Genomic DNA, 13,039 nt, shown 5'->3' on the forward strand with positions numbered 1-13,039 from the left:
AGGATGCGGTCGAAAAGCATTATCAAACAAAAATCTGTGGCTTTTGCCTTGCGTATCATTAAAGCCTTCCGCTTTTTAAAAGAACAAAAAGGAGAATATGTTATGTCAAAACAATTGCTCCGAAGCGGTACAGCAATAGGAGCATTAATACGTGAAGCTGAATTTGCCGAAAGCAAAAAAGATTTTATCCATAAACTGCATATTTCATTAAAAGAAGCTAACGAAACAGACTATTGGCTGACATTGCTACACGAATCGGATTACATAAACGATATAGCTTTCCAATCCATCCAAGCAGATTGTACTGAACTGATAAAACTATTAACCAGCATAATCAAGTCCAGCAAATGCAATCCAAACGCATCCACCATTATTAATTATTAATTATTCATTATTAATTGAATAGCATGTTTAGCGAAGAATTAGAAAAAATAAGCTGGGAGGAGACGACCGAAGCCATCTACTCCAAAACAGAATCCGATGTGCTGCGGGCACTCGGCAAGTCACACTGTGATGTGAACGACTTTATGGCACTGGTTTCGCCGGCTGCCGAAAAATACCTGGAACCGATGGCACGCCTGAGTCGCAAATATACCGAAGAACGGTTCGGGAAAACAGTATCGATGTTTATTCCGCTTTATCTGACCAACTCGTGTACCAATTCGTGCGTGTATTGCGGATTCCATATCAGCAATCCCATGGCAAGGACTATCCTGACACCCGAAGAAATGGAGAACGAGTACAAAGCCATCAAGAAACTGGCTCCGTTTGAAAACCTGCTGATAGTAACCGGAGAAAATCCGGCAAAGGCAGGCGTACCGTATCTTGCCAAAGCACTTGATCTGGCAAAGCCCTATTTCTCGAACCTGAAAATAGAAGTAATGCCGCTGAAAACCGAAGAATATGCCGAACTGACCAGACACGGCATGAACGGGGTCATCTGTTTCCAGGAAACATACAACAAAGCACGTTATAACATCTATCATCCGCGTGGCATGAAATCGAAATTCGAATGGCGCGTAAACGGCTTCGACCGCATGGGACAAGCAGGCGTGCATTCTATCGGCATGGGCGTATTGATAGGGTTGGAAGACTGGCGTACCGATGTCACGATGATGGCATACCACCTGCGCTATCTGCAAAAACACTATTGGAAGACCAAATACAGTGTCAACTTCCCCCGCATGCGCCCCGCAGAGAACGAAGGATTCCAGCCCAACGTTATCATGAGCGACAAGGAACTGGCACAGGTGACTTTTGCCATGCGTATCTTCGACCACGATGTGGATATTTCGTATTCTACCCGTGAACCGGCTTATATCCGCGACCACATGGCATCGCTGGGCGTAACCACCATGAGTGCCGAAAGCAAAACCGAACCGGGAGGATATTACACTTATCCTCAGGCCTTAGAACAATTCCATATCAGCGACGACCGTACCGCCATGGAAGTAGAGTGCGCATTAAAGGCAGCCGGACGCGAACCGGTATGGAAAGACTGGGATGCTTCATTCGACTTTGTAAAATGAAGAATGATGAATGATGAATGAAGAATCGGGGTTCTGATGAACCTATATCCGCAAGCCGATGCAGCTATATCCGCAGACCTATGCATATAGCTGCACCAGATTCTTCATTCCTCTTTCTTCATTCTTAATTTTTCATTCAAAAAAATGGAAAGATACAACCGCCAGCTCCTTCTTCCCGAAATTGGCGAAGAAGGACAAGCACGCCTGAAAGCGGCACGTGTACTCATTGTAGGTGTAGGAGGGCTCGGCTCTCCCACCGCACTCTATCTGGCAGGTGCCGGAGTAGGAACAATCGGGCTGATTGATGATGATACCGTAAGTGAAAGCAACCTGCAACGTCAAGTGCTCTATTCTGAAGCCGAAGTAAACCTGCCCAAAGCCCTGCAAGCCCAAAAACGGCTGGAAGCACTGAACAGCACCATCCGGATAAAGGCCTACCCTACCCGCCTGACACCCGACAATGCTAAAGCAATTATATCAGACTATGACATCGTAGTGGACGGATGCGACAATTTCATCACCCGATACCTGATTGATGACACGTGTGCCTCACTGGGGAAAGCATATGTGTACGGGGCAATCCGGGCATTCGAAGGACAAGTATCGGTATTCTTATATAATAAAGGAGAAAAAAGATACCGCGACCTCTATCCCGATGAACAGGAAATGTTATCCATGCCCCCACTTCCCAAAGGAGTGATAGGAGTTACTCCCGGACTGGTAGGTTGCGTCGAAGCTCATGAAGTTATCAAGATTATTTGTGGTTACGGGACCATTTTGGCAGGGAAATTATGGCAAATCGACCTGAAAACGATGGAAACGTACACGATTTTGCTTTAACTTACGCTAATATTACAAACTTATTACTACCTTTGCTGCACCATATTGTGTTTTCACATGAAACTGATAGTAATAACCAGGCCCACTTACTTTGTGGAAGAAGATAAAATACTGACAGCCCTTTTCGAAGAAGGACTGGAGATTCTTCATTTACGCAAAACCGATTCCACTCCGGTCTATGCAGAAAGATTGCTGACATTGATTCCGGAAAAATACAGGAAGCGTATTGTCGTACATGGGAATTTCTACCTGAAAGAAGAATATAAGTTAAGAGGGATTCATATCAACAGCCATAATTCTGTGATACCCGACAACTATTCAGGTCCTATCACTACTTCCTGTCATTCGCTGGAAGAAGTGAAACAGAAAAAGCCCCAGTTCGAATACGTGTTCCTCAGTCCTATCTTCGACAGCATATCGAAAGAAGGATACGATTCGGCTTTCACACCTGAAGAAATCCGGGCTGCAGCTAAAAACGGCATCATCGACAAACGTGTCATCGCATTGGGAGGTATTGACGAAAGCAATATCCTGCAAGTAAAAGATTTCGGATTTGGAGGGTGTGCCGTATTGGGAGGATTGTGGAACAAGTTCTGTCTGGAGCATGACTATAATTACAGTGACCTGATTGAACAATTCAGGAAACTGAAGAAATTGGCTGACTAGAAGTTTTTTCGATACATGTTTTGTCCGGCTAAAGAAATAGTGTAACTTTGTATATATACTTTTTTAAGGCAACATATTTAACAATGAGCGAAACATCAAGATTTAAAGTCTTCTCGGGTACAAACTCGAGATATCTGGCAGAGAAAATCTGCAAAAGTTTGGGATGCCCGCTGGGTAACATGAACATTACTCATTTCGCTGACGGCGAATTTGCAGTATCTTACGAAGAATCGATTCGTGGCCAGCACGTATTTCTCGTACAGTCAACTTTTCCGAACTCCGACAATTTGATGGAGCTTTTATTAATGATTGACGCAGCAAAACGTGCTTCGGCCAAACGTATCATCGCCGTTGTCCCCTATTTCGGCTGGGCACGACAAGACCGCAAGGACAAGCCCCGTGTATCCATCGGTGCCAAATTAGTGGCAGACTTATTAAGCGTAGCGGGCATTGACCGCTTGATTACCATGGATTTACATGCCGACCAGATTCAGGGATTCTTCGATATTCCGGTCGATCACCTGTACGGTTCTACCATCTTTGCTCCCTATATCCAGTCTTTACATTTGCCAAATCTGGTCATTGCCACTCCCGATGTGGGAGGTTCGAAACGTGCCAGTACGTATGCTAAATACCTGGATGTACCTTTGGTATTGTGCCACAAGACACGTGAAAAAGCCAATGTGGTAGCATCGATGCAAATCATCGGTGATGTAAAGGGTAAAGATGTAGTGCTGATAGACGACATGGTAGATACCGCCGGTACCATCACCAAAGCTGCCGACATCATGAAAGAAGCCGGAGCTACTTCGGTACGTGCCATCGCCAGCCACTGTGTCATGTCGGGTCCTGCATCCGAACGCGTACAAAACTCGCAACTGGAAGAACTGGTATTCACCGACAGCATCCCGTACTCAAACCGTTGTGCCAAAGTGAAACAGCTTTCTATAGCCGACATGTTTGCTGAGACGATTCGCCGTGTATTGAGCCACGAATCTATCAGCTCGCAATATTTGCTTTGATTTCTTATGAAACGCAGATTAACCCAGATTCTTGCTGATTCATAATTAAATAATATGATATCCGCGTCAATCTGAGCTAATCTGCGTTTTTAATAAAAATTCCTCATGAAAATCCTTTGGCTTGACCTGAACAGTTCGTATGCGCACTCCTCGTTGGCCTTGCCTGCTTTGCAAGCCCAACTCATCGGGCGTGCCGATATAGAGTGGGACATTGTTTCTGCAACTATCAATGAAAATCCGGGCATGGCGAGTGCTGAAGTATTCCGCCGGAAACCAGATATCGTAGCCGCTACCTGCTGGCTTTTCAATCACGAAATGTTACTTCACACTTTGGGACGTATCAAGGCTTTGCTCCCCGATTGTTGCATCACACTGGGAGGTCCCGAATTTTTAGGAGATAATGAAAGGTTCCTACGTAATTATCCTTTCGTGAACTGTGTATTCCGAGGCGAAGGAGAAGAGGTTTTCGCACGCTGGCTGGAAATATGGAACAAGCCGGAAGCATGGCACACCATAACCGGCTTATGTTATTTGGATACAGTTTCCACCTACCACGATAACGGACGTGCACAAGTGATGCATTTCGACCGGCTTGTCCCGCCCGAAGAAAGCCCGTTCTTCAATTGGAGCAAACCTTTCGTGCAACTGGAAACTACACGCGGATGCTTCAATACATGCGCCTTTTGTGTAAGCGGAGGCGAGAAACCCGTACGCACCCTTCCCATTGAAACCATCCGAAGGCGAATCTCCCTGATTCAGGAGCACCACATCCGGAATATCCGGGTGCTCGACCGGACTTTCAATTACAATACCCGTCATGCCCGCGCCTTACTCGATTTATTCCGCGAATTTCCAGACATCCGTTTTCACTTAGAAGTGCATCCCGCCCTTTTATCCGAAGAGCTGAAAGAAATACTTGCCGCCATGCCAAAGGGACAATTACATTTAGAGGCAGGCATTCAAAGCCTCCATCAGGAAGTGCTGACCGTCAGCCGGAGAGCAGGAGACTTGGCAGATGCCCTGTCCGGTCTGGAATTCTTATGTGCTTTGCCCAATTTGGAAACCCATGCCGACCTGATAGCAGGATTACCTTTATATCATTTAAAAGAGATATTCGATGATGTCCGTACGTTGGCTTCTTATCGTGCCGGCGAAATTCAATTGGAATCTCTAAAGCTTCTTCCCGGAACGGAAATGCGCCGGCGCAGCCCGGAATTAAGCATCAGCTACTCTCCTTTTCCTCCATACGAAGTGTTGAAAACCAACGAAATCACTCCCGACGAACTTCAAACAGCACGTATGTTATCACGCCTCATAGACGGATTCTACAATGCCAAACCTTGGCAAGAAATCACTCGCCGGTTGATTGTGGAAGAGTCTGAATTCTTGCACCGGTTCTTGGAGCATCTGACTCGTATCGGCGTCATTGACCAGCCCATGAGCCTGGAACGGCGTGGCATCCTACTCTATAAGTTCTGTCAAGAAAACTATCCGGCTTACGAAACCGCCGTGACACTTGCATGGATAGAAGCGGGCATGTCGCTCAAGAAAGAACCAGCCTACCGCGTCCGTACCAAACACGTATTACCTCCCGAACATTGGGAGGTGCTCAATGGTACTTATCACGAAGAATTGCGTCTCTGCCTGCTTCCGCCTGCCGAAAACGAAGACATTACGTATTGGTTTGGTTTCGAACCTGAATCGCAACAAACCAAACCGGTATTCAAAGCAAGGACTTTATAAATCATTCATTATTAACTGTTAACTAAAAAAATACCATGAACCGAATTTGCCGACTATTCAACATTAAATACCCCATCATCCAAGGTGGAATGGTATGGTGCAGCGGCTGGAGATTAGCTTCTGCCGTAAGCAACGCTGGAGGGCTTGGCTTGCTGGGAGCAGGCTCAATGCACCCCGAAACCTTACGCGAGCACATCCGTAAGTGTAAAGCAGCTACCGACAAGCCTTTTGGAGTAAATGTACCGCTCATGTATCCCGAAATAGATACTATCATGCCAATCATCGCCGAAGAAGGCGTAAAAATCGTTTTCACTTCGGCAGGCAGTCCAAAGAAATGGACTGACTGGCTTCACGAACGGGATATCCTCGTGGCACACGTAGTGGCTTCGTCCAAATTTGCAGCCAAATGTGAGGAAGCGGGCGTAGACGCTATCGTAGCCGAAGGATTCGAAGCCGGAGGGCATAACGGACGAGAAGAGACCACTACCATGTGTCTCATCCCTGCCATTCGCCGTACATGTACTCTGCCCCTATTGGCTGCAGGAGGCATAGCGACTGGCGAAAGCATCCTTGCCGCACAAGCCTTGGGAGCCGACGGCGTACAGATAGGAACCCGATTCGCATTAACCGAAGAAAGCTCAGCACACTTCTCGTTCAAAGACCGGTGCCTGCGCCTGAACGAAGGCGACACGATACTGACACTGAAACAACTTTCGCCTACCCGATTGGTGAAAAATGAATTCTACAAACGGGTTGAAGAAGCAGAACTGCGCGGTGCATCAGTAGATGAACTTCGTGAGATCTTAGGACGGGGACGCGCCAAGTTAGGAATATTCGAAGGAGACATCTTTGAGGGAGAAATCGAAATTGGTCAAGTTGCCTCACAAATCAAACGCTTGCAAGCAGTTGACGAAGTGATGAAAGAACTGATAGATGAATATAATGAATCGCTGATTCGCCTGCAAGCAAACCGCCTGATGGATATGGCATAAAACAAAAAGCATGTGACGGTCATTATTAAAATAATGAGGTGAAAATGAAGATATATTACTTTGCCGTTTCAGTTATCTTCATGGACTGTAGCAGTTAACTGGAATAGCTTATGAAGTATATCTTCGTTTTCAGAAGGAGATGTTATGGACTTATGAAGATATTCGTTTGAAACAAAACCGGGACATAAAGCACAAACAAAGAGCGATAAAATCCAGCTTTCTCTTCGTTTATGCATTCAAATAATTGATTACCTTTGCACGATTTTTCAAGCAAAGGCGCAATGAACAATGCATATGAAGAAAGATTAGGTACCGAACGTATGCTGCCGCTGGTATTCAAGATGGCACTCCCAGCCATCGCGGCACAGTTTGTAAACCTACTATACAACCTCGTAGACCGTATCTACATCGGGCATATTCCAGACATCGGAACTGATGCGCTGGCAGGAATCGGTGTGACCAGCGCAGTCATCATTCTGATTTCTGCCTTTTCATCTATCGTAGGAGCTGGAGGTGCTCCATTGGCAGCCATAGCCTTAGGACAAGGCGATCGCGAACGGGCCGGAAAAATACTGGGTAACGGTTTCATTTTACTGATAATCTTTACACTTATCACTTCCTCCATAGCATATATTTTCATGGAGCCGATTTTATTGTTTACCGGTGCATCCGGACGGACAATCGGCTATGCTACTGATTACCTGTCGGTTTATCTGCTGGGAACGCTCTTCGTAGAATTGTCGGTAGGGCTCAATACTTTTATCAACATACAAGGACGTCCCGCCATTGCCATGTACTCAGTGCTGATAGGTGCCATTCTGAATATCGCGTTAGACCCTCTGTTCATTTTTACATTCGACATGGGAGTAAAAGGAGCAGCTTTTGCCACCATCTTGTCGCAAGCTTGCAGTGCGGCCTGGACGTTAAGTTTCCTGACATCCGGAAAAGCTTCCCTCCGGCTGGAACGGCAGTATATGAGGCTACACAAAAGCATCCTTTTTCCCGTTCTGGCACTGGGAATTTCTCCTTTTATCATGGCAAGTACTGAAAGCCTGGTAAGCTTCGTATTAAACGGTACGTTGGAGCGCTTTGGCGACATCTACGTCAGTGCACTCGCTATTATGCAAAGTGCAATGATGATTGTCAGTGTTCCACTAACCGGATTTGCACAAGGATTTGTCCCTATTGTAAGCTATAACTACGGACATCACGATTTCAATCGTGTCAAATCGTGTTTCAAGATTGCGCTTATCTCGATGTTTTCATTCAACTTTGTGCTGATTGTGTTTATGATACTGTTTCCTTCAGTCATAGCTGGCGCTTTTACTACCGATCAAAAACTAATAACCGTTGTATGTCAAATGATGCCCATATTCCTTGCCGGTATGACCATATTCGGCTTGCAACGTACTTGCCAAAATATGTTCGTGGCACTGGGTCAGGCAAAAGTATCCATTTTCATCGCCCTTTTGCGAAAAGTCTTTCTTCTGGTTCCTTTGGCACTTGTCCTTCCACATATCATGGGTGTGCATGGTGTATTTGCAGCAGAAGGCATTTCAGATGCAACAGCAGCCATCTGTTGTACCCTTATTTTTGCCTTCCGCTTCCCCAAAATACTTCGGTAAGGCTATTCTCTCCGCCTCACGATATTCCGAAAATCGTTCACGATGTCACGTCCTAAGTTAACCCGCGTACTGTCTACCTGCCGGATGGCCACCGGTGTAACCGCATCTTTATATTTCGCTTTACCCAGTTTGAATTTCATCTTGTCCAGATTGCCCGTTATGGTAACTCCCATCTTGAAAGGCAAAGGCGATTTCAAAATGGATATGTGATAATTGAAATTCATATCCAATCCTTGTGTCCCTCCCACTGCAGCTTTATAACGGTCTATTTGCACTACAAACGGATATACCGTCACATTACCGTCTTTCACCGTTACATTAACTGATATGCTGTCGAACACATTCCGTTTCTTGTTTTTGAACCTCAACATTTTTGATATCTCGGAAAAAGTTTCCCCATCCATCAATACCAAGCTGTCACCATCGATACGGACTGCGGCACGCAGGCTGGGTATTTTGATGTTCATGTTCGAATCAAGCCGGGCTTCTGCCGCAGCATCAAAATTGACCTGCCCTTTGAACGAACGAAGCATTGGCACGATGGTATCCAACGAAGGAATGAAATCAACCAGTTTACCGATATTGATTCTACGCAGCCTGAAATCAAATCCCGCATATCCTCGCTTTTTCTCTGTGGCCCGATAAACCACTGTTGCAAACATACTTGCATCCAATCCTTTCATCCGCAAAGCATTGAGGTGCACAGCCTGATCCCGAACGTTTACTTCACCACGTACATTTTCGAATACCATTTTGTCGTAACGTACACGTTTCAAATTTGTCTGCAGTTCGAAATCTATGTTCTTCGGCACGATAAACAATTTCATTGCCGAGGCTGTATCCACTTTCTCTTCTGCAGCCTCTTCCGTATCCACCGTGTCTGCCGGAAAACTGAGGGCATTAATCAACTGATTGCAATCAAGGTTGTGCGAAGACACATCCAACTGGGCACGCAATACCTTATGATGCTTCATTACGCCATATAAGTCGTAAACCACACCACTTGCTGTCAAATCGGAACGGCCAATACGGAAACTGGCATTTTTCAATGTTATCCGACGGTCGCCTACAGTAAGTGCCGTCTTGCGCATACGGACAGGCAAAGCAAATTGAGGAACATTTACTTTCAGGCGATTGAAACCAATGATGCCTTTAGGTATCCACAATGAATCGCGCACCTTTTCTGCCGATACGCCAAACCCTGCCTTGTCCATACCGAACCGGATATCGCCTGCACGTGCAAACAATGTATCTGCCTCCATTGAAAGCCCGATACGTGGCATGGAAGGATTCCGCTGTCCTGGCTCCAGACTGATAGTGGCAGTAGTCTTCTTGCAAAACACAGCCAATGAATCTCCCATATTCCCTTTCAATTGATTCAATTCCACCTTGCAATCCATTTTGGCTATTCGTGCCGTATCCTGCGGATTGGTTGTTTTTGCTGTAGCGGTAAGGCTGGAAAGATTGGCATCCAGACGGCGAGAGCGTAACACCAGCTTGCTTATCTGAGCACGGGCGGCCAAGAAATCATTGCCTAAAAATGCCAGTGATGCATCGCTGGTAAACTCGAAGCCTTTGGCTGTATCTTGCAGCGACATGTCATTCATCGTGACTTTACCTGCCGCCCGGATACGTCCCAAATCACGTTTCTTAATAGATGACAACCGTGTCTTCAACTGTAAGTTTGCTTCGACAGCTCCTTGGATAGTTACTCCCTGTTGTAACGGGAAAGTCTGTGCCAACGAAGTCAGGTCTATCTTTGATTGGGTATTGAACGTAATCACCGGATCACCCAATAAATCATCCACCTTCGCATCTGCCAATACATCGGTATGTGCACCTTGGAAACGGAAAATTTTCAAATCGGCATACGAAGGTTTCTGACGCATCAGGTCTACAAAAGCTTGAAAATCTGCCGAGAGATGGTCAATTCCATAGGGCAATTTATCGTATTTGGCAGAAGCATCCTTGATACGGACATCCAGTGTGACAGCAGGTACCTGTTTTTTCCCGTACCAGCCTTTTACCGTTCCCCGCATCATCACTTCCCCCTTGGCAGTCATGCTTTCACGTTTTAAAATACTTTCGGGTATCATGCTCAGTACCGTTTCAAGCGTAGGAGCATGCAGACCGTATGTGAGATCTACAGCCAGTGCCCGACGAACCGTATCGCCCTGCAATGTCCCTTTCACATCAAAATGAATACCGTTGACCTTGATGCCGGCATCATGCAACACCAGTTTACGTGTTTGCCGTTCCAGTTCAAGGTCGGTATCCAACTCTGCAGCTATCCGGTGCAGCAACAACTGACCGTCTTGCCAGAAAATAATGTTATCGTTTTTAAACTTCAACGACAATCGCGAACGTTCCTTATGCAGAGCGGCACGCAATCCTAAAGAAGCATTCTGCAAGCTGGCATACAACCGGGTGTCGCGGTCGTCAAAAACCACATCTGCATGTTTCAGCGAAACCCGGCGGATGTCAATGCCTCCCGTCAGGGGCTTTGCCGTTACCGTATCCTTTGCTGCCACAGCAGAAGTGTCAACCTGCATGATGTCCCAGTTTGCCACCCCTTCCTTACTTTTATAAGCATAGACAGAGGCATTTTCCAATCCCAGATAATTAACCGTAATTTTATTCTTATACAAATAATCCAACGGGTTAACTACCACCACACACTTGTCGAACGCGACCAATGAATCTGTTTTCTGCCACAATGTGTCTTTCAACGCTTTCGAGACCAGACTTCCATTTGTCAGTTTCAGTCCGAAACGGGGAAATGTGGAAAAGAAAGTCAATTCCACACTTTTCATATCCAATTTGGCATTCAAGACCTGATTGGATACCTTCAATACCACTGGAGTAAGTTTTTCGGGCGTAAATATAAAATTAACCGCCAAAGCTATGCCTCCCAACGCCAGAACAATCAGTGCAACGACCGACAAACTGGTTATTTTCAGAATATTCTTTGTCCGTTTTTTCATCATTCTTTTATTTGTTCATAAAACAACGGCAAAGATACAAATAAAAAGAAGCGGCGGTTATTCTTCTGCCGCTTCTTCAATAGAAAACTTCATCACTGTCACATTTGCCTGATAAAACGTTTCCCCATTTTCAATATACATACTTCCTCCCGACCGCATGCACATACGCACTGACATACCGTCATTCGCCCGTAAGAGGTATTCGCCTGTGTGTTTTTGTTCATTAACGGTATACCACATCGCATTCTGTCCATACTGTACTTCCACGTAGTTGCCGTCTGTTTCATAATCCCAGGAAATAAGATAGTCGGCCGTTTCTCCCCGGTGAAAAGTAAAGACACATGTCGCTTCATCGTAATTGATATACGACAGACTGGTTACTTCTTCGGGATAAAAATTGAATACTACCACTCCTGCCGAATCGCTTTGCATCACATTATTTATTGTGTATGAGGTATAAGTTTCCCCCAAATGATGCTTTTCTATCGGATAATATTCGATGTCTGCTTGCTGGCAGGAACTGATAACTGACAAAACAAACACACTCCATATTATTATCGTTTTCATTCCATCAGCATTTCCGGTACCAACATCTCGTCCTCTTTCCCTGCAGGAGTTCGGGAAGACCAAATTTCATATTGTTCGTCAGTTAGAATCTTCTTTAACTTCTTGTCGAACTTTTTTATCTGTTTCTGCATATCTTCCCGTTCATTCTTCATGGGCATCGAAGGTGGCATTCCTTCCATTCTCGGAGGCATTCCGCCTTGTGGAGGCATCCCTCCTCCTCCTTCAGGAGGCATTGGGGGACGCCCTCCTTCAGGCAGATGTCTTTCTGTCATCCTTTCCACTTTTTCTTTTTCCTGTTTCAAGTAAAGCTTATATATTTTTTTGTATTGCTTTTCGCTTAATTGCAAAAGTTCGTTCATTTCGTCCGTTCGCCTTTTTGCCATCTTCTCCGGGTTGGGGACTTCCTTTACCTGTTCTTCTGCTTGCCAAAGAAAAGCAGAAAAATTATCTGCCACGGCAAACATTTCTCCGCCGAAAGCCATCCCCAACAACAAACTACAAATGTATCTTTTCATATCTTCTTTGTTTTAATGATGTTTCAAAGTTAAGCGCTCTTTCATCCCATACCAAAAACTATCAACCAACCAGATTATCTTATCAGTAAATCGCTCTATTTTCATAATGAATCTGTCATTTCGGCACATACATACAAGGAAAGGCCTAATCACTTGTCAACAATATGATATTTAAACCGAAAAACGTTTGTATAAAGTATGATATGAATTCCGTCATCAGCCAATCCGGCCGAGTTGAAAACGCAGTAGTACTGCATCTGCCGATGAAGTATATATCCGTAAGCGAATGCAGTATATATTCAACCGTTGATGCAGTATATATTCATTTTTCAAGGGTATGACTGTTTGCAGGAATTCATTAAGTATAACAGCCGCCACCTTTCACAAGGCAGCGGCTATTGTGAGAAAAAAATTGATTTTTTAGAAGCTGTTTTGAATTTATCGTGTGATGATTTGGGATGAGTTTTTGAGGCATTTTCGCTTCTGTGATGAGGAAGATAGCGGGCTATCTGACGAAGAACAGGAGCGAAAAGGGCCAAAAAATCGCCCAAAGCAC

Annotated in this window: 11 protein-coding genes; 8 read left to right on the plus strand and 3 right to left on the minus strand. The window is 45.2% G+C overall.

Annotated elements, in window-relative coordinates; genetic code table 11:
• The first annotated feature begins 3 nt into the window (after positions 1 to 3).
• The 8 genes from B5F71_RS10105 to B5F71_RS10140 all read left to right on the plus strand — a co-directional run bounded on the left by B5F71_RS10105 (position 4) and on the right by B5F71_RS10140 (position 8,417).
• Positions 4 to 384: a four helix bundle protein gene (locus B5F71_RS10105; protein ID WP_013619485.1), complete on the plus strand. Its 381-nt coding sequence runs from the start codon at positions 4 to 6 to the stop codon at positions 382 to 384.
• A 23-nt stretch (positions 385 to 407) separates the two neighbouring features.
• Positions 408 to 1,529, plus strand: a complete 1,122-nt coding sequence (gene thiH, locus B5F71_RS10110; protein WP_013619484.1) for a 2-iminoacetate synthase ThiH — start codon at positions 408 to 410, stop codon at positions 1,527 to 1,529.
• 144 nt (positions 1,530 to 1,673) lie between these two features.
• Positions 1,674 to 2,369: a HesA/MoeB/ThiF family protein gene (locus B5F71_RS10115; protein ID WP_087209867.1), complete on the plus strand. Its 696-nt coding sequence runs from the start codon at positions 1,674 to 1,676 to the stop codon at positions 2,367 to 2,369.
• Between the two features lie 57 nt (positions 2,370 to 2,426).
• Entirely contained in the window at positions 2,427 to 3,035 is a 609-nt protein-coding gene (locus B5F71_RS10120) for a thiamine phosphate synthase (RefSeq protein ID WP_087209870.1), read from the plus strand.
• 83 nt (positions 3,036 to 3,118) lie between these two features.
• Positions 3,119 to 4,057, plus strand: a complete 939-nt coding sequence (locus B5F71_RS10125; RefSeq protein WP_087209873.1) for a ribose-phosphate pyrophosphokinase — start codon at positions 3,119 to 3,121, stop codon at positions 4,055 to 4,057.
• Between the two features lie 105 nt (positions 4,058 to 4,162).
• The gene (locus tag B5F71_RS10130) at positions 4,163 to 5,800 is read left to right on the plus strand and encodes a DUF4080 domain-containing protein (protein ID WP_087209875.1); all 1,638 of its coding nucleotides are present in this window, start codon (positions 4,163 to 4,165) and stop codon (positions 5,798 to 5,800) included.
• A 35-nt stretch (positions 5,801 to 5,835) separates the two neighbouring features.
• The gene (locus B5F71_RS10135) at positions 5,836 to 6,792 is read left to right on the plus strand and encodes a nitronate monooxygenase (protein ID WP_087209878.1); all 957 of its coding nucleotides are present in this window, start codon (positions 5,836 to 5,838) and stop codon (positions 6,790 to 6,792) included.
• 281 nt (positions 6,793 to 7,073) lie between these two features.
• Positions 7,074 to 8,417 carry an MATE family efflux transporter gene (locus B5F71_RS10140; RefSeq protein WP_087209881.1) on the plus strand — a complete coding sequence of 448 codons (1,344 nt, stop codon included), beginning with the start codon at positions 7,074 to 7,076 and terminating at the stop codon, positions 8,415 to 8,417.
• A 2-nt stretch (positions 8,418 to 8,419) separates the two neighbouring features.
• On the opposite strand, the gene B5F71_RS10145 is transcribed toward B5F71_RS10140, so the two are convergent.
• Genes B5F71_RS10145 through B5F71_RS10155 form a run of 3 tightly spaced genes read right to left on the minus strand, consistent with a single transcriptional unit; the run spans position 8,420 to position 12,483 of the window.
• The gene (locus tag B5F71_RS10145; RefSeq protein ID WP_087209890.1) at positions 8,420 to 11,401 is read right to left on the minus strand and encodes an AsmA-like C-terminal region-containing protein; all 2,982 of its coding nucleotides are present in this window, start codon (positions 11,399 to 11,401) and stop codon (positions 8,420 to 8,422) included.
• A gap of 57 nt (positions 11,402 to 11,458) precedes the next feature.
• Entirely contained in the window at positions 11,459 to 11,968 is a 510-nt protein-coding gene (locus B5F71_RS10150; protein ID WP_087209884.1) for a hypothetical protein, read from the minus strand.
• A complete protein-coding gene (locus B5F71_RS10155; RefSeq protein WP_143269877.1) occupies positions 11,965 to 12,483 on the minus strand; it encodes a hypothetical protein in 519 nt (172 codons plus the stop codon). Before B5F71_RS10155 ends, B5F71_RS10150 begins: the two co-directional genes overlap by 4 nt.
• Between the last annotated feature and the right edge of the window lie 556 nt (positions 12,484 to 13,039).

It is taken from the genome of Bacteroides sp. An269 (assembly GCF_002159755.1).
In the GTDB taxonomy this organism is placed as follows: domain Bacteria; phylum Bacteroidota; class Bacteroidia; order Bacteroidales; family Bacteroidaceae; genus Phocaeicola; species Phocaeicola intestinalis.

Coding starts and splice junctions, on each gene's coding strand:
- B5F71_RS10105 (WP_013619485.1), top strand. CDS start 4: ATGCGGTCGAAAAGCATTATCAAACAAAAATCTGTGGCTTTTGCCTTG.
- thiH (WP_013619484.1), top strand. CDS start 408: ATGTTTAGCGAAGAATTAGAAAAAATAAGCTGGGAGGAGACGACCGAA.
- B5F71_RS10115 (WP_087209867.1), top strand. CDS start 1,674: ATGGAAAGATACAACCGCCAGCTCCTTCTTCCCGAAATTGGCGAAGAA.
- B5F71_RS10120 (WP_087209870.1), top strand. CDS start 2,427: ATGAAACTGATAGTAATAACCAGGCCCACTTACTTTGTGGAAGAAGAT.
- B5F71_RS10125 (WP_087209873.1), top strand. CDS start 3,119: ATGAGCGAAACATCAAGATTTAAAGTCTTCTCGGGTACAAACTCGAGA.
- B5F71_RS10130 (WP_087209875.1), top strand. CDS start 4,163: ATGAAAATCCTTTGGCTTGACCTGAACAGTTCGTATGCGCACTCCTCG.
- B5F71_RS10135 (WP_087209878.1), top strand. CDS start 5,836: ATGAACCGAATTTGCCGACTATTCAACATTAAATACCCCATCATCCAA.
- B5F71_RS10140 (WP_087209881.1), top strand. CDS start 7,074: ATGAACAATGCATATGAAGAAAGATTAGGTACCGAACGTATGCTGCCG.
- B5F71_RS10145 (WP_087209890.1), bottom strand. CDS start 11,401: ATGAAAAAACGGACAAAGAATATTCTGAAAATAACCAGTTTGTCGGTC.
- B5F71_RS10150 (WP_087209884.1), bottom strand. CDS start 11,968: ATGAAAACGATAATAATATGGAGTGTGTTTGTTTTGTCAGTTATCAGT.
- B5F71_RS10155 (WP_143269877.1), bottom strand. CDS start 12,483: ATGAAAAGATACATTTGTAGTTTGTTGTTGGGGATGGCTTTCGGCGGA.